This is a genomic window from Streptomyces sp. NPDC052721 (assembly GCF_040678315.1).
GTDB lineage: Bacteria > Actinomycetota > Actinomycetes > Streptomycetales > Streptomycetaceae > Streptomyces.
In genome coordinates this window covers 45,569-60,822 of the sequence record NZ_JBFATL010000001.1, presented here as the reverse complement: position 1 = coordinate 60,822, position 15,254 = coordinate 45,569, and the positions used below count along the sequence as shown (strand labels likewise).

Here is a 15,254-nt window from a genome sequence, read left to right as displayed (position 1 = left end):
GGGAGGCGCGGAGCGGTCAGTGACCCTGTTCGTCCCGGCGGCGCTGCCAGCGCTGCTCGATCCGGTCCATCATGGAGCGCTTCGGCCGCGCCTGGCGGCGCGGGGTGCCCGGGGGCTGCTCACCCGGCTTCGGTGCCTTGCGCCAGCCGGTGACGGCGAGCACGGCACAGCCCAGCATGACGAGGAAACCCACCACGCTGACCCAGATCAGCTGCGCGACCATTCCGGCCATGAGGAGCGCGATACCCGCGAGGAAGCCTGCGATCGCCTGGTAGACCCGCCGCCGGGTGTACGTCCGCAGCCCGTTTCCCTCAAGCGCCGACGCGAACTTGGGGTCTTCGGCGTACAGCGCTCGCTCCATCTGCTCAAGCATTCGCTGCTCGTGCTCAGAGAGCGGCACGGAGTCCTCCTCATCGTGCAGTCGCCGGGGGCGACCCGGGGGGTCCCTTCAGGATAGGCAGGGAATCGCCCCCGTGAAACCCGCCCCTCTACGCCAATTGGCCAACCGGAGCCCGTCATGGCCGTCCGGCTCGCTGAGGCTTCCATTCCCCGGCGGCCGACCCGTCATGCCGGACGGTGTACCTCGATCATACGGCGCAAACCCCTCGATCGGGGGGCTTGTGGCGTACTCCATCTGCGGCCGAGGCGCTGATCAGCGGCGCGTCACGGCACTGCGCCCGCATCCCGGTGATGCGCTCCGGTACCCGTTGTGATCTCAGGCCCGGCCGGCACCGGTCGTCTCACCGAGCACGTGGAGCTGGGTGGCGACGGAGTGGAACGCGGGCAGTTCGGCCGCCACGGCCTCCAGCTGCAACAGCGCGTCGAGGGCACCGGGCTCGGTGTCCACGAGGACCCCGGGCACCAGATCGGCGAAGACGCGCACGCCGTGCACGGCGCCGACCCGCAGGCCCGCACCCTCGACCAGCGCGGTGAGCTGCTCGGCGGTGAAGCGACGGGGCATCGGGTCGCCGGCGCCCCAGCGGCCGTCGGGATCCTGGAGCGCCTGCCGGGCCTCGGTGAAGTGGCCGGCCAGGGCGCGGGCGAGCACGGCACCGCCGAGACCGGCCGCGAGCAGGCTGAGGACGCCCTCGGGACGCAGCGCGGCGACCGCGTTCCGGATGCCCTCGGCCGGGTCGTCCAGGTACTCCAGGACGCCGTGGCACAGGACGGCGTCGTAGCCGCCGCGCTCGACCACGTCGAACAGACCGTGCGCGTCTCCCTGGACGCCCCTGACCCGGTCGGCGACACCGGACTCGGCGGCGCGGCGCTCCAGCGCGAACAGGGCGTTGGGGCTGGGGTCGACCACGGTGACGCGGTGGCCGAGGCGGGCGAGGGGCACGGCGAACTTGCCGCTGCCGCCTCCGGTGTCCAGGACGTCCAGCGAGTCCCGGCCCGTGGCCTTGACCCGGCGGTCGAGGGCGTCCTGCAGGACCTCCCCGACCACGGCCGTACGGAGAGAGGCGCGAGGACGGGAGGGGTCGGAGCGCAGCGACGTCGTCTGAGGGTGGTGGTGGGAGACGGGCGGGCGCATCGGGTCCGACACGGCAGTTGACTCCTCGGCGGGGCGGGACTTCAGGCGAAGTCCACCCTATTGCCTGCGCGCCGCGCCTGGTCACCGCGACGGCGCCGACCACGTGCGCCTTCCCGGCGGACGGTCCCGTGGTCAGCCCGCGTCCGGCAGACCGCCTCCCCTCCTCGGACCGTCCCCGCCGCCGTCGACGGCACCGGTGTCGCCGGCGGTGTCCTGGCGGGGCTGGGGCAGGACCGGCTGGAGGACCAGCATCCGCTCCACGATGCGGAGGAACATCCCCACGTCGCGTATCAGGTCGTCGGCGTCCCGCTGCCCGGCCGCTCCCTGGATGCCCGCCTCGGCGCGGGCGCGGCGCGCGGCGCCGGAGGCGAACAGCGCGCTCCACTCGGTCAGCTCCGGGGCGATCTCGGGCAGCACCTCCCAGGCGCTGCGGATCCGGGCCCGGCGGCGCGGGGAGGTCTCGGGCCGGCCCCGGGCGGCGAGCACGGCGGCGGCGGTGCGCAGGGCGGCGAGGTGGGCCGTCGCATAGCGCTCGTTCGGCGTGTCCAGGACGGTGGCCTCCTCCAGTCCGGCACGGGCCTGGGCGAGCAGGTCGAGGGCGGCGGGCGGGGCCGTGGCCCGGCGGAGCACGGGGTGCACGTCGCTCGCCGGGCCGGTCAGTGAGGGGGCAGGGCCGGTGGCGCGGCGCCGGCGGGCGGCGGCTGCGGACGAGTGGGCCATGACGAACCTCCTGTCGTCTGGGTGACGGCACGAATGCCGTATGTGCCCATCGTGCGGTATGCCACTGACAATCCGGTCTGACCTGGGCTTTTGCCTCGATCGTAGGTTCGGGCGTATTTTTGCACTGACCAGTCAGTTCAATTACGGCCTACACCGGCAGGGGAGCTTGTGGACGACGCACACGCAACGGTCCGCGCGGACGGAACCGTCGACCCGGGCGGCATGGCCGGCGCCGACGTCAGGGCCGAGGCGCTCGGGCTCAAAGGGCCGCGGGGGTGGGCCTTCCGCGGCGTCGCCCTGGACGCGGAACCCGGCTCGCTGATCGCGATCGAGGGACCGTCCGGCTCCGGCCGCACGTGTCTGCTGCTCGCACTCACGGGACGGATGAAGCCCACCGAGGGAGTGGCCACCGTCGCCGGGTTCAAACTCCCCCGTCAGATGGCGGCCCTGCGCCGTGTCAGCGCGGTGGCCAACGTGACCGGTGTGACCGACCTGGAGCCGGCCCTCACGGTCGGGGAGCACCTGCGCGAACGGGCGCTGTTGCAGCACCGGTTCGGTGACTCCCTGCGTCAACTGCTGCGCCCCCGCGCCCAGCGCGCGTACGAGGCGCGGCTGCGGGTCGACGCGGCCCTGGCCGCCGCCGGGCTCGACCTGGAGACGCTCCCGAAGGGCTCCCGGACGGCCGTACGCGACCTGGAACGGCCGCAGGAGCTGCGCCTGTCCCTCGCGCTGGCCCTGCTCGGCCGGCCCCGGCTGCTCGGGGTGGACGACGTCGACATGAAGCTCTCGGACGCCGAACGCACCGAGGTCTGGGGCCTGTTGCGGTCGCTCACGCGCGCGGGCACGACGGTCGTGGCCGTGTGCCGCACCGCTCCCGCGGACTGCGTCGCCGTCTCGACCGAGCCGGAGAAGACCGAGCCGGAGAAGACCGAGCCGGACAAGACCGAGCCGGGGAACGCCGGCCCGAAGAACGCCGAGCCGGAGAAGGAGGACGCCGGTGATGCGCTCACCGAGGCTGGCCGCGCTTGAGCTGAGGCGCTTCGGGCGCGGGAAGCTCCCCCGCGCCGCCCTCGTCGCGCTGCTCGTGCTGCCCCTGCTCTACGGCGCCCTGTACCTGTGGTCGTTCTGGGACCCGTACGGCCGTCTGGACCGCATCCCGGTGGCCCTGGTGAACGACGACAAGGGCGCCACGGCGGGCGGGAAGAAGATCACAGCCGGTGACGACATCGTCGACGGACTGCGCGACAGCCGGACCTTCGAGTGGCACGAAGTGAGCGACGAGCAGGCCCGCGCGGGCGTCGAGGACGGCACCTACTACCTGTCGCTGACCATGCCGGCCGACTTCAGCAGCCGGATCGCGTCCAGTTCCGGCGACTCTCCGGAGACCGGCGCCCTCCAGGTGCGCACCAACGACGCGAACAACTACATCGTCGGCCAGATCTCCCGCACGGTCTTCAACGAGGTGCGCTCGGCCGCCTCCACCAAGGCCTCCCGTAGCTTCCTGGACAGGATCTTCGTGTCCTTCTCCGACATCCACGACAAGACCGTCACGGCCGCCCGGGGCGCCGACAAGCTGAACAGCGGGATCGGGAAGGCGGAGAAGGGCTCCAAGGACCTCGCGGACGGGCTGAAGGACGCCAAGAGCGGCAGCGGCGAGCTGGCCAAGGGCCTGGAGAAGCTCGACACCGGCTCCGGTGACCTCCAGGAGGGCTCGCGGCAGGTCGCCGACGGCAACCAGGCGCTCGCCGACAAGGTCAACGGCGTCTACGCCGAGGCGGGCCCGTTCCTGAAGAACAACGAGAAGACCATCGGGGACACCGCCCGGCTGGTCTCCGACTCGGCCAAGGCGGTCAAGGACAACCTCGACGTGCTGGTCAAGCTCGCGCCGGGCGCCGCGAAGACCGCGCACGCCTCCTCCGCCGTCCTGGACGAGGTGTACAAGGAACGCTGCGAGAGCGCGACGCTCCCCGACCCGGCCTGCCCCGAACTGAAGCGGGCCAGGACGGCCGCCGCCGAGGTGGCCACCGTCGCCGACGACCTCAACACGCTGATCGCGGACCAGGACGGCGACCTGAAGACGATGCGGGACAACCTGGGCGCGCTCCAGAAGCAGGCCGACGCCCTGGCCGAGCGCGCACCGCACCTGTCCGAGGACGTCGAGGACGCCGTCAAGAAGATCGACAAGCTGAACACCGGCGCGCACAAGGTCGCCGCCGGTGCCGAGAAGCTGCACACCGGACTGGGCACCGCCCACACCGGCGCGGTCACCCTGGACAAGGGCATCGGCACCGCGAAGTCGGGCGCCGAGACCCTCAACGGCGGCCTCTACAAGCTGTCCGACGGCTCCGGGAAGCTCGCCGGCGGGCTGCACTCGGGCGCGAAGAAGATCCCGGACTACGACAGGCAGGACCGCGACCGGCGCACCGGCGTGATGGCCGACCCGGTCCAGCTGGCCTCCCACGACCTGCACAAGGCGCCGAACTACGGCACCGGTTTCGCCCCCTACTTCATCCCGCTGTCCCTGTGGGTCGGCGCGATGGTGGCCTACATGCTGATCCCGCCGCTCAACCGGCGCGCCCTGGCGGCCGGCGCCTCCGCCTGGCGGATCGCGTGCGCCGGCTGGCTGCCGGTGGTCGCGGTGGGCGTGCTCCAGGTGGCCGCCCTGATGGCCGTCCTACACTGGGCGGTCGGCCTCCAGATGCTGCGCGCGGCCGGCACGCTCGGCTTCCTGTGCCTGGTCACGTCCTGCTTCGCGGCGATCGTGCAGTGGCTGAACGCCCGCTTCGGCGCGGCCGGCCGGATCCTCGTGCTCGCGCTGCTGATGCTCCAGCTGACCTCGGCGGGCGGCACCTACCCCGTCCAGACCAGCCCGGGCTTCTTCAACGCGATCCACCCGTTCCTGCCGATGAGCTACATCGTGGAGGCGCTGCGCCGGCTGATCACGGGCGGCGGGCTCGGCCCGGTGTGGCTGGCGTGCGGTGTGCTCGCCGCGTTCACCGCCGGCGCCCTCGCGCTGACCGCCCTCGCGGCCCGCCGCCGCCAGGTGTGGACGCCGGCCCGGCTGCACCCGGAGCTGAGCCTGTGATCCAGGGCGAGCGCCCGCACGCGCGCGTACCTGTGAGAATCGGGGCCATGGAAAGCAGCAGCGCCAAGGCCGGCGGCAGCACGCGCCGCGAGGCCACCCGGCAGAAGCTCTACGAGGCGGCCGTCACGCTCATCGCCGAGCAGGGCTTCTCCGCGACCACGGTGGACGAGATCGCCGAGCGGGCCGGGGTCGCGAAGGGCACGGTCTACTACAACTTCGCGAGCAAGTCCGTTCTCTTCGAGGAGCTGCTCAGGCACGGCGTCGGCCTGCTCACCGCCTCCCTGAAGGAGGCGGCCGAGCAGACGGCACGCGAGGGCCGCGGCAAGGTGGACGCGCTGGACGCGATGATCCGCGCGGGCCTCGTCTTCATCGACCGCTACCCGGCCTTCACCCAGCTGTACGTCGCCGAGCTGTGGCGCACCAACCGGGCCTGGCAGTCCACCCTGATGGTGGTGCGGCAGGAGGCGGTCGCGGTGGTGGAGGGGGTGCTGCGCGAGGGCGTGGCGGCCGGCGAGTTCAGCGACGAGATCGATGTCCCGTTGACGGCGGCGGCGCTGGTCGGCATGGTCCTGGTGGCCGCGCTGGACTGGAAGTCGTTCCAGCCGGAGCGCTCCCTGGACGACGTGCACGCGGCCCTGTCCCGGCTGCTCCAGGGGCGGGTCAGCGGCAAGGTCTGAGCGGTGCATCCGGCCGGAGAGGCGTACCCGGCTGGAGGGCCGTGCGCGATCTGAGGGGCATGCCGGCCTGAGAGGCGTACGCGACCTTAGAGGCGTACGCGGCCCCGGAGGCGTACGCGGCCAGAGCCGTACGCGGCCGGAGAGGCAATGCGCGACCTGAGAAGCCTGCGCCGCCACAGAGGCCTACGCGGCGGAGAGGCCTGCGTGACTTGAGGGGCGTATGCGCCCCCAGAGGCGCAACCGGCCAGAGAGGCCTACGCGACCTGAGAAGCCTGCGCGGCCCGACAGGCGTACCCGGCCCGAGAGGCGTACGCGGAAGGCGCCGGTCCGCTGTGGACCGGCGCCTTCCCCTTCCCCGTGCCGCCGCCGGGACTCCCCCGTTCTCCCCCGTTCCTCCCGGTGGCTCCCCCGTCGCGGACCCCCGTGGTGGTCTTCCCCCGAGGCCCCCGTGTCTCGCTTCCGCCGACGGATCGGCGGAAGGAGCGGCCAGGGGGCGGGCGCCGTTCCGCCGCCCCGTGTCGGCGGTGCCGGGCCGCGCCCCTCTGCCGTGCCTCCACTCTCCCGTTCGCACAGGTCCCGGCCCATCCGCGCGCGTACTCATCTGACCGTCTGAGTACGCGTACTCAGCCGTCCGCGCGCGTGCCCACGCCTGTGGCCCGCCGTCTGGCTACGATCGCGTCCGTGTCCGTACTCCCTCTGGTCTTCACGAGCGGCTGGGCCAGCGGCGTCAACGCCTACGCGGTGGTGCTGCTGCTCGGTCTCTTCGGCGCGACAGGGATCGCCGACGACGTCCCGGAGACGTTGCAGCGACCCGAGGTGCTGATCGTCGCGGGTGTGCTGTTCCTGTGCGAGGCCGTCGCCGACAAGATCCCCTACGTCGACTCGCTGTGGGACTCCGTACACACCGTGGTCCGTCCGCTCGCCGGTGCCTGGGTCGGGGCGCTGCTCGCCGGGCAGAGCGGCTCGCTCTCCGATGTGGCGGCCGGCCTGATCGGCGGTTCGACGGCGCTGGCCAGCCACGCCGTGAAGGCCGGCACGCGGATGGCGGTGAACACCTCGCCCGAGCCGTTCAGCAACATCGCGCTGAGCCTCGCCGAGGATCTCGGGGTCGGGGGCATCGTCACGTTCGCGGTGTTCCATCCGGAGGCGGCGGCGGTCATCGCGGCCGTCCTGCTGGCCGGCGGGCTGCTGACCCTGCTGTTCCTCGTCTCGCGCATCCGCCGCTTCCTGCGCCGCCGGGCCCAGCGCCGGGAGGAGCGGCGCCTCGCCTCACGGGCCCCCTGACCTGCGCGGGAGCCGCCCGGCGGCCGGGTTGTCAGTGGCGGTCGATAAAGTCGCGGGCATGGCACGGATTGCGGTGATCGGCGCCGGGACGGGCGCGATGGCGGCTGCCGCCCGGCTGGCCGTCGCGGGCCACCGGGTGACGGTGTACGAACGGACGGAGACGTACGGCGGTGCGGTGCGCCGGTTCGAGCGGGACGGGTTCGGCTTCGACACGGGCCCGGGACTGCTGACGCTGCCCGCCGTGTACCGCGACCTGTTCATCAAGACCGGCAAGGAACCGCTGGAGGACTGCGTCGAGCTGGTCCAGGTCGACCCGTCCTCACGGCACGTCTTCGCGGACGGCACGCAAGTGTCCCTGCCCAACGCTTCCCGCGCGGGCGTCGTCGCGGCTCTGGACGAGGCGCTGGGCGCGGGGGCCGGTGAGCGCTGGGGCGACTTCCTGGTGCGGGCCCGCGAGGCCTGGGACCGCACCCGCCGGCCGCTGCTGGAGGAGCCGCTGTGGCCCAACTGGCAGGTGCTGGCCGGCAATGAGCCGTATCCGGGCACCACGTACAAGCGGCTGCTGAGCAGGCGCCGCGTGGTCAAGCTGTTCGAGATCGGCAAGTGGGAACTGCGCGACCCCCGGCTGGCACAGCTGCTGGACGGCTACGCGCTCGCGTACGGCGTCGACCCGGCCACGGCCCCAGCGAGCGCGGCCGTGCTGCCCTACATGGAGCACGCCTTCGGCACCTGGTACGTGCGCGGCGGCATCCGCGAGCTGGCGCGCGCGGTGTACGAGCGGTGCCGGAAACGGCGGGTCGCGTTCGTGTTCGGCGCCGAGGTCACCCGGATCCTGGAGAAGGACGGCCGCGCGTCCGGCGTGGAGCTGGGTGACGGGACGGTGGCCGAGGCGGACTTCGTGGTGGGCCAGGGTCCCTGGAGACTACGCGACCTGACGGACCGTCAGGTGTACGGCGCCGAGGCCGTCGAGCCGGAGCCGGAGGACCGGTATCCGGGCCGGGTGGTCGTGTGCCTGGCGCTGCGCGGGGCACGGGAGCCCGGCGCGGCGCACCGCACGGTGGTGCACGCGGCCGGCGGCGAGGGCGATCTGGATCTGTTCCGGCACGGGGTGCTGCCCGACCTGCCGACGACCGTCGTCGACCGGCCGGACGACCCGGCCCTGCGCCCCGACGAGGAGCACGAGAGCGTGGTGCTGACGGCGACGGTGCCGTCGGCGACGGAGTACGACTGGGCGGCGCCCGGTGCCGCCGCCGCCTTCGCGGACCGGATGGTCGCCGCCGCCGAGCGGGCCGTGCCGGGGCTGCGCGAGCGGGTGCTGTGGCGTGAGGTCCGCACACCGCTGGACACCGAGCGGGAGACGGGAGCCGTGGGCGGTGCCGTGCCGCCGCCCGCGCTGGCCGCGCCGGAAGGAGTGCTGCATCCGGCCAACTCCACGGCGATACCGGGCCTGTTCGCCGTCGGCGGCTGGTCCCACCCGGGCGGCGGCCTCCCGCACGCCGGCATGTCGGGCGCGCTGGTGGCCGGACTGATCGTGGAGGGCCCGGAGTTCCGCGGCTCCCGGTGAACGGGCGCGCGGTGAACGCCCGGCCCGTCAGAAGCGGTACTGCTCGTCGTACCCGGCGCCGGGCTGCGGCTGCTGTCCGTCCTGCTGGTGCGGATACGGCTGCTCCTGCGGGAGTTCGCCGCCGTAGGTCTCGTCCGTGCGCTGCTGCGGCACCCACACCCCGCCGGCCGGGGTCTCGCCGTAACCGCCCGTGGCGTACGGGTCCTGCGCGTAGCCCTGCTGCTGCCCGTACTGCTGGCCGTACCCCTGGTCGTAGGAGCCGTAGGACTGGCTGCCGACGTACGGGTCGGAGTAGTTGGCATAGCCCTGCTGGGCCGCGCTGTCGTAGCCGTAGCCCTGCTGGCCGTAGCCGGAGTAGTCGTAGGCGTAGCTCTGCTGGTCGTTCTGCTGGTCGGTGTGCGCGTGCGCGGGGTCGCCGTAGACGCCGTAGTTGCCGGTGTCGTCGGGCAGGGGCTGCGGCTCGTAGACGGAGGTGGTCTCGGCGGCGGTGGCATCGGCCGTGCGGGCGGCGGCCGGGGTGAAGACGTCGTCGCGGTCGTAGTCGTCGTAGTCGCCATGCGCCTGGCCGTGGCCGTAGGGCCCGTGGTCGCCGGCGTGCTCGGGGTCGCGGTCGTCGGCGCCCTGGGCGAGCTCGGGGTCGGGGCCCTGCGGGTCCGGCTCGTGCCGGTCGGCCCGGCCGCGGCGCCGCTTGCTGCCGGCCGTCGCCTCGGGGCCGGGCCGCTTGACCGCCCAGCCGGAGGCGAAGCCACGGCGGAACGACAGCGTGACGTAGGTCTGGCCGACCGCGAAGGCGATCGCGCCCAGCCCGATCACGATGACGGACGGCATCAGCACGCCCACCACGACGCCGAGGAAGCCGGCGAAGGCGAGGAGGCGCCAGCGCAGCCGCGCCTTGTACTGCAGCAGTACCTCGCCCAGCAACCACAGCGCGACGACGCCGAACGCCATGTAGAGGACCGTCCAGCCCATGTACGCCCCTCTCCCAGTGACCGCTACGCAGTGTGTCGTATCGCGGTGCGGCCGGTCTAGGCCTGCGGGGGGTGGTGCAGGCCCAGGTTCTCGTAGATTTCCAGGGTCGCCGTGGAGTTGTTGAGCGTGATGAAGTGCAGTCCGGGCACTCCCTCGGCCAGCAGCCGCGCGCAGAACTCCGTGGCGAACTCGATACCGATGGAGCGTACCGCCGCCGGATCGTCCTTCGCTGTGAGGATCCGCTCTTTCAGGGCGTCCGGGACATGGGCGTTGCTGAGCTTCGGCAACCGTTCCAGCATCTTCACACTGGTGACCGGCAGGACTTCCGGGATGACCGGGGTGTCGCAGCCCGCGCCCGCCACACGGTCGCGCAGACGCAGATACGACTCCGGCTGGAAGAACATCTGCGTGATGGCGTAGTCGGCGCCCGCACGGCACTTGTCCACGAAGTGGGCGACGTCGGTGTCCCAGTCCGCGGACCGCGGGTGCATCTCCGGGAACGCGGCGACGCCCACGCAGAAGTCGCCCGACTCCTTGATGAGCCGGACGAGTTCGGCCGCGTAGGTCAGGCCGCGGGGGTGCGGCACCCACTCGCCCATCGGGTCGCCGGGCGGGTCGCCGCGTACGGCGAGCATGTTGCGGATGCCGGCGTCCGCGTACTGGCCGATGATGTTGCGCAGTTCGGCGATGGAGTGGTCGACCGCGGTGAGGTGGGCGACGGGGGTCAGGGTGGTGTCCGCGACGATCTGCTGGGTCTCCTTGACCGTGCCCGCGCGGGTGGAACCGCCGGCGCCGTAGGTCACGGAGACGAAGTCGGGGGCGACCGCCTCGACCCGCCGGAGCGCGCTCCACAGGTTCCGCTCGCCCTTGGGGGTCTTCGGCGCCGAGAACTCGAACGAGTACGTCGTCTTGCCGGTGGCGAGGATGTCGCGCACGGTGCGTGCGCGATCAGTCCTGGTGGATGCGGTTCCGAGGGCCATACCGGCAGGTTAGCCAGGGGTGGGCGGTCCCCCAACCGGACGCCGGGAATTTGCCCGATTTGCCGCTCTCCTGTCCAGCAGGTGGACAGAACGGCTCTAGCGGGCGTCCCGCAGCCGCTTCGCGAACTCCGTCGCCGCCGCGCCCGGGTCGTCCGCCTCGGTGATCGCGCGGACCACCACCACCCGGCGGGCCCCCGCGTCCAGTACCTGGTCCAGGTTGCCCAGGTCGATGCCGCCGATGGCGAACCAGGGGCGGTCGGTGCCGAGGCCCGACGCGTAGCGGACCAGGTCGAGGCCGGGGGCGTGGCGGCCGGGCTTGGTGGGGGTGGGCCAGCAGGGGCCGGTGCAGAAGTAGTCCACGCCCTCCTGGACGGCGGCAGCGGCGGCCTCGGCCTCGGCGTGCGTGGAGCGGCCGATCAGCACCCGGTCGCCGAGAATCGCTCGGGCCGCGGGAACCGGGAGGTCGCCCTGGCCGAGGTGGAGCACGTCGGCGCGGGCGGCGTGGGCGACGTCGGCCCGGTCGTTGACCGCGAGCAGCTTGCCGTGCCGGGCGCACGCGTCGGCGAAGACCTCCAGGTGCTCCAGCTCCTCGGCGGCCTCCATGCCCTTGTCGCGCAGCTGCACGATGTCGACACCGCCGGCCAGGACCGCGTCCAGGAACTCGGGCAGGTCGCCCTGGCGCTCGCGGGCGTCCGTGCAGAGGTACAGGCGGGCGTCGGCGAGCGCGGCGCGGGCGGTGTCGGACATGCGTGGGTCCCCCCGTGGTCGGTGGTGCGCGGTGGCGTACGGGCGTCCGGCCCGCACGCCACCTGCCTGCTGCGGATCGGCTCAGACGGCGAGCGCCTGGGCGCGGCGCTTCACCTCCGTGCCGCGATTCTCGCTCAGGGCCTGCGCGGGGGTGCCGGGGAGGGTCGGGTCGGGGGTGAAGAGCCACTCGATCATCTCTTCGACCGTGAAGCCGTCGTCCCGCAGGAGCGTCAGGGTCCCGGACAGGCCCTTGACGACCTTGTCCCCGTCGATGAAGGCGGCGGGGACGTGCAGCGCCCTGTTCTCACCACGGCGTACGGCGATGAGCTGGCCCTCCTTGACCAGCTGCCGGACACGCGTCACCTCGACACCGAGCATGTCGGCGATGTCGGGCAGGGTGAGCCAGGCGGGGACGAGAGCATCGATCTTTGCGTCAATCTCGGTCACGCTTCCTAGCCTGCCATCCCCCACTGACAGTCGGAAGTCAGGCAGGTCCAGGCGGGGAGGGTGTGCTACTCGGCCGTGGCGTTCTTCAGTGGCCGCGCCGGGTCGGTCAGCGCCCCGGGATCCATCCGCCGGCCCGCCTCGATCAGGCGGCGGCCCTGGGCCAGGTCGCGGGGGCGGCCGACGGCCAGGAGGGCCACCAGGCGGTTCTCGCGGAGCCAGCAGACCGTCCAGGAGGGGCCTGCCGGGTCGCCGCGCCAGACCAGGCGGTCGGCCGCGGCGTGGTGGCCGGCGTACTGGACGAAGCGGCCGAACTGCTCGGACCAGAAGTACGGCACCGGGTCGTAGACCGCCGGGGTCTCGCCGAGGATGTTCGCGGCGACCGTGCGCGGACCCTGCAGGGCGTTGTCCCAGTGGTGGACGAGGAGCCGTTCGCCGTACCGGGCCGACGGGAAGGAGGCGCAGTCGCCGACCGCGTACACGTCCGGCACGGAGGTGCGCAGACGGTCGTCGGTGCGGACCTCGCCGTGTACGCCCAGCTCGATGCCGGAGCCGGCCAGCCAGCCGGTGGCGGGGCGGGCACCGATGCCGACGACGACGGCGCCCGCGGGCAGCCGGGTGCCGTCGGCCAGCACCACCTCGCCGGGCTCGACGCGCTCCACGCGCGCGTGGGTGCGCAGCTCCGCGCCGGCCTCGGCGTACCAGGCGGCCATGGGCGCGGCGACCTCGGCGGGCAGGGCGCCGGCGAGCGGCTGGCCGGCGGCCTCCACGACGGTCACCGCGCAGCCGGCCTCGCGGGCGGCGGTGGCGAACTCGGCGCCGATCCAGCCGGCGCCCACGACCACGATGTCGTGCTGCCGGGCGAGCACGGGGCGCAGCCGTTCGGCGTCGTCCAGGGTGCGCAGCAGATGCACGCCGGGCACGCCCTCGGCGCCGGGCAGCCGGACCGGTTCGGCGCCGGTGGCGAGGACCAGGACGTCGTACGGCACCGGGCCCGTCTCGGTGTCCAGCTCGTGCTCGGCGGGGCGCACGCCGTACACCTCGCAGCCGAGCCGCAGCCCGACCCCGAGGGACTCGAAGTCCACCTCGAAGGCGGAGTCCTCGGCCTTGCCGAGCAGCACCGCCTTCGACAGCGGCGGCCGGTCGTACGGCTGGTGCGGCTCGGCGCCGATGATGGTCACTTCGCCCCGGAAACCCTGCTCCCGCAGGGCGACCGCGGTCTGCACCCCGGCCATGCCCGCGCCGACGACGACCACGCGCCGCCCCGGTGCCGTGCCCTCTTGCGCTGTCTGCTCGCTCACCCGATCACCATAGACAATTGACGATCCGTCAGTCAGGGGGCGTGCTCGGTGACCTGCTCCACCACGCTCGTACCGGAGCCGGCCTGGGACTCCCACTCCCAGGTCTCGTCCAGGCGCACCCGCCCGTCCGGCAGCTCGACGACCGTGGACACGCAGTGCCCCGAGGAGGTCGTCCCGTCGGTCTTGAGCTGCACGTACCGGAAGTCCAGCCGGTCGCCCTCGCGGGTGCCGACCAGATGGCCGCGCACGACGTCACCGCCCGCGTACTCGGCCCAGATCTCGCCGTCCTTCTCGTGGTACGCGAACCGCGTGCGGGTACCCACCTGACCTGGGGCTTGGTCCGCCACGGGGGCGAGGATCAGTCCGTCGAGCGACCGGGCCATGGAACGGGGCTCCCTTACGGGTGAGGAGGGCGGCGGGCTAGGGTTGCCACCGTACAAGCACTCGCGGGAGCCCGGACGCACCGGGCTGAGAGGGAGGCTGGCGGCCTCCGACCGTACGAACCTGATCCGGGTCATGCCGGCGAAGGGAGGGGCTGGACGCCCATGTCGTCACGTACGTCCGACGTCCTCGTCATCGGGGGCGGAGTCATCGGCCTGGTCACGGCCTGGCGCGCGGCGCAGCGCGGGCTCGCCACGGCCGTCGTGGACCCCGAACCCGGCGGCGGGGCCGCGCGGGTCGCGGCCGGGATGCTGGCCGCGGTCACCGAACTGCACTACGGCGAGGAGACCCTGCTCGCCCTGAACCTGGAATCGGCCCGCCGCTACCCCGCCTTCGCGGCCGAGCTGACCGAACTGACCGGCCGTGACCTCGGCTACCGCCGCTGCGGCACCCTCGCCGTCGCCCTGGACGCCGACGACCGTGCCCACCTGCGCGAACTGCACGCGCTCCAGCAGCGTTCGGGCCTCGCCTCGGAGTGGCTGTCGGGGCGGGAGTGCCGGCGCCTGGAGCCGATGCTGGCGCCGGGGGTGCGGGGCGGGCTGCGGGTCGACGGCGACCACCAGATCGACCCGCGCCGGCTGGCGGCGGCCCTGGTGGCCGCGTGCGAGCGGGCCGGTGTGGTGTTCCACCGGGCGTGGGCGCAGCGGCTGGACGTGGTACGGGACCGGGCCACCGGGGTCACCACGGCGGACGGCGCCGCTCTGCGCGCGGACCAGGTGGTGCTCGCGGCCGGCAGCCTGAGCGGGCGTCTCGCGGGGGTGCCGGACGAGCTGCTGCCCGCGGTGCGGCCGGTGAAGGGGCAGGTGCTGCGGCTGACCGTGCCGCGCCGGTACGCGCCGTTCCTCAGCCGGACCGTGCGGGCCGTGGTGCGGGGCAGCCAGGTCTATCTGGTGCCCCGGGAGAACGGCGAACTGGTCGTCGGCGCCACCAGCGAGGAGCTGGGCTGGGACACGACGGTCACCGCCGGGGGCGTGTACGAACTGCTGCGCGACGCGCACGAGCTGGTGCCCGGCATCACCGAGCTGCCGCTCACCGAGACCCGGGCCGGGCTGCGCCCCGGCTCCCCGGACAACGCGCCGCTGCTCGGCCCGTCCGGGCTGGCCGGGCTGCTGCTGGCCACCGGGCACTACCGCAACGGCGTGCTGCTCACGCCGGTCACCGGGGACGTGCTGGCGCACGCCCTGGTCACCGGTGAGCTTCCCGAGGAGGCCCGTCCGTTCACGCCGCGGCGCTTCGGCACCGCGCCCGGGGAAGACACCGCGCCCATGGAGACGATGGAAGAGCTGGAGCAGCCCGCATGAACGGCCCGGTCATGATTTCCGTCAACGGGGAGCGCCGGGAGATCGCCCCGGGCACCGCCCTCGACACCCTCGTGCGGACCCTCACCGCCGCCCCGCGCGGGGTGGCCGCCGCCGTCAACGAGACCGTCGTCCCGCGCGCGCAGTGGGCGACGACCGCCCTCGCCGACGGCGACCGGGTCGAAGTCCTCACCGCCGTGCAGGGAGGCTGAG

16 protein-coding genes and 1 riboswitch are annotated in these 15,254 nt (G+C 73.3%); of the genes, 7 read left to right on the top strand and 9 right to left on the bottom strand.

Annotation, left to right across the window (positions count from 1 at the left end):
- Positions 1–16 precede the first annotated feature (16 nt).
- The 3 genes from AB0L21_RS00300 to AB0L21_RS00290 all read right to left on the bottom strand — a co-directional run bounded on the left by AB0L21_RS00300 (position 17) and on the right by AB0L21_RS00290 (position 2,251).
- The gene (locus AB0L21_RS00300) at positions 17–400 is read right to left on the bottom strand and encodes a DUF3040 domain-containing protein (RefSeq protein ID WP_365698653.1); all 384 of its coding nucleotides are present in this window, start codon (positions 398–400) and stop codon (positions 17–19) included.
- 315 nt (positions 401–715) lie between these two features.
- Positions 716–1,543 carry a methyltransferase gene (locus tag AB0L21_RS00295; RefSeq protein WP_365698652.1) on the bottom strand — a complete coding sequence of 276 codons (828 nt, stop codon included), beginning with the start codon at positions 1,541–1,543 and terminating at the stop codon, positions 716–718.
- Positions 1,544–1,663: 120 nt separating this feature from the next.
- Positions 1,664–2,251, bottom strand: a complete 588-nt coding sequence (locus tag AB0L21_RS00290) for an SAV_6107 family HEPN domain-containing protein (protein ID WP_365781340.1) — start codon at positions 2,249–2,251, stop codon at positions 1,664–1,666.
- 222 nt (positions 2,252–2,473) lie between these two features.
- Between AB0L21_RS00290 and AB0L21_RS00285 the strand changes: the two genes are divergently transcribed.
- The 5 genes from AB0L21_RS00285 (at position 2,474) to AB0L21_RS00265 (ending at position 8,861) form a co-directional block, all read left to right on the top strand.
- Positions 2,474–3,280: an ATP-binding cassette domain-containing protein gene (locus AB0L21_RS00285; RefSeq protein WP_365781643.1), complete on the top strand. Its 807-nt coding sequence runs from the start codon at positions 2,474–2,476 to the stop codon at positions 3,278–3,280.
- Entirely contained in the window at positions 3,252–5,336 is a 2,085-nt protein-coding gene (locus AB0L21_RS00280; RefSeq protein WP_365781337.1) for a YhgE/Pip domain-containing protein, read from the top strand. The genes AB0L21_RS00285 and AB0L21_RS00280 overlap by 29 nt, the downstream gene beginning before the upstream one ends.
- Positions 5,337–5,383: 47 nt before the next feature.
- A complete protein-coding gene (locus tag AB0L21_RS00275; RefSeq protein WP_365698649.1) occupies positions 5,384–6,013 on the top strand; it encodes a TetR/AcrR family transcriptional regulator in 630 nt (209 codons plus the stop codon).
- 681 nt (positions 6,014–6,694) lie between these two features.
- On the top strand, positions 6,695–7,297 hold the full coding sequence (locus AB0L21_RS00270; RefSeq protein WP_365698648.1) for a DUF4126 domain-containing protein: 603 nt from the start codon (positions 6,695–6,697) through the stop codon (positions 7,295–7,297).
- A gap of 58 nt (positions 7,298–7,355) precedes the next feature.
- Positions 7,356–8,861, top strand: a complete 1,506-nt coding sequence (locus AB0L21_RS00265) for an NAD(P)/FAD-dependent oxidoreductase (protein ID WP_365781335.1) — start codon at positions 7,356–7,358, stop codon at positions 8,859–8,861.
- A 27-nt stretch (positions 8,862–8,888) separates the two neighbouring features.
- Here AB0L21_RS00265 and AB0L21_RS00260 read toward each other — a convergent pair whose 3' ends face one another.
- The 6 genes from AB0L21_RS00260 to AB0L21_RS00235 form a co-directional block, all read right to left on the bottom strand.
- The gene (locus tag AB0L21_RS00260; RefSeq protein ID WP_365781333.1) at positions 8,889–9,830 is read right to left on the bottom strand and encodes a hypothetical protein; all 942 of its coding nucleotides are present in this window, start codon (positions 9,828–9,830) and stop codon (positions 8,889–8,891) included.
- Positions 9,831–9,886: 56 nt separating this feature from the next.
- The gene (metF, locus tag AB0L21_RS00255; RefSeq protein WP_365698645.1) at positions 9,887–10,810 is read right to left on the bottom strand and encodes a methylenetetrahydrofolate reductase [NAD(P)H]; all 924 of its coding nucleotides are present in this window, start codon (positions 10,808–10,810) and stop codon (positions 9,887–9,889) included.
- Between the two features lie 96 nt (positions 10,811–10,906).
- A complete protein-coding gene (gene thiE, locus AB0L21_RS00250; protein WP_365698644.1) occupies positions 10,907–11,557 on the bottom strand; it encodes a thiamine phosphate synthase in 651 nt (216 codons plus the stop codon).
- Positions 11,558–11,638: 81 nt separating this feature from the next.
- The gene (locus AB0L21_RS00245) at positions 11,639–12,004 is read right to left on the bottom strand and encodes an Rv2175c family DNA-binding protein (protein WP_058080226.1); all 366 of its coding nucleotides are present in this window, start codon (positions 12,002–12,004) and stop codon (positions 11,639–11,641) included.
- 65 nt (positions 12,005–12,069) lie between these two features.
- Positions 12,070–13,302 carry an FAD-dependent oxidoreductase gene (locus AB0L21_RS00240; RefSeq protein WP_365781331.1) on the bottom strand — a complete coding sequence of 411 codons (1,233 nt, stop codon included), beginning with the start codon at positions 13,300–13,302 and terminating at the stop codon, positions 12,070–12,072.
- A gap of 32 nt (positions 13,303–13,334) precedes the next feature.
- Complete coding sequence (locus AB0L21_RS00235; RefSeq protein ID WP_365698642.1) at positions 13,335–13,685, bottom strand: hypothetical protein; 351 nt, start codon at positions 13,683–13,685, stop codon at positions 13,335–13,337.
- Between the two features lie 53 nt (positions 13,686–13,738).
- Positions 13,739–13,850: riboswitch (TPP riboswitch) on the top strand.
- Here AB0L21_RS00235 and thiO point away from each other — a divergent pair.
- Positions 13,848–15,044, top strand: a complete 1,197-nt coding sequence (thiO, locus tag AB0L21_RS00230; RefSeq protein WP_365698641.1) for a glycine oxidase ThiO — start codon at positions 13,848–13,850, stop codon at positions 15,042–15,044. It overlaps the preceding riboswitch by 3 nt.
- Complete coding sequence (gene thiS, locus AB0L21_RS00225) at positions 15,041–15,253, top strand: sulfur carrier protein ThiS (protein WP_356341571.1); 213 nt, start codon at positions 15,041–15,043, stop codon at positions 15,251–15,253. The genes thiO and thiS overlap by 4 nt, the downstream gene beginning before the upstream one ends.
- Position 15,254 lies beyond the last annotated feature (1 nt).

Excerpts from the sequence above, each read along its gene's own strand:
- AB0L21_RS00290 (WP_365781340.1), bottom strand. The coding sequence starts at position 2,251 with ATGGCCCACTCGTCCGCAGCCGCCGCCCGCCGGCGCCGCGCCACCGGC.
- AB0L21_RS00285 (WP_365781643.1), top strand. The coding sequence starts at position 2,474 with ATGGCCGGCGCCGACGTCAGGGCCGAGGCGCTCGGGCTCAAAGGGCCG.
- AB0L21_RS00280 (WP_365781337.1), top strand. The coding sequence starts at position 3,252 with ATGCGCTCACCGAGGCTGGCCGCGCTTGAGCTGAGGCGCTTCGGGCGC.
- AB0L21_RS00275 (WP_365698649.1), top strand. The coding sequence starts at position 5,384 with ATGGAAAGCAGCAGCGCCAAGGCCGGCGGCAGCACGCGCCGCGAGGCC.
- AB0L21_RS00265 (WP_365781335.1), top strand. The coding sequence starts at position 7,356 with ATGGCACGGATTGCGGTGATCGGCGCCGGGACGGGCGCGATGGCGGCT.
- AB0L21_RS00260 (WP_365781333.1), bottom strand. The coding sequence starts at position 9,830 with ATGGGCTGGACGGTCCTCTACATGGCGTTCGGCGTCGTCGCGCTGTGG.
- metF (WP_365698645.1), bottom strand. The coding sequence starts at position 10,810 with ATGGCCCTCGGAACCGCATCCACCAGGACTGATCGCGCACGCACCGTG.
- thiE (WP_365698644.1), bottom strand. The coding sequence starts at position 11,557 with ATGTCCGACACCGCCCGCGCCGCGCTCGCCGACGCCCGCCTGTACCTC.
- AB0L21_RS00235 (WP_365698642.1), bottom strand. The coding sequence starts at position 13,685 with ATGGCCCGGTCGCTCGACGGACTGATCCTCGCCCCCGTGGCGGACCAA.
- thiO (WP_365698641.1), top strand. The coding sequence starts at position 13,848 with ATGTCGTCACGTACGTCCGACGTCCTCGTCATCGGGGGCGGAGTCATC.
- thiS (WP_356341571.1), top strand. The coding sequence starts at position 15,041 with ATGAACGGCCCGGTCATGATTTCCGTCAACGGGGAGCGCCGGGAGATC.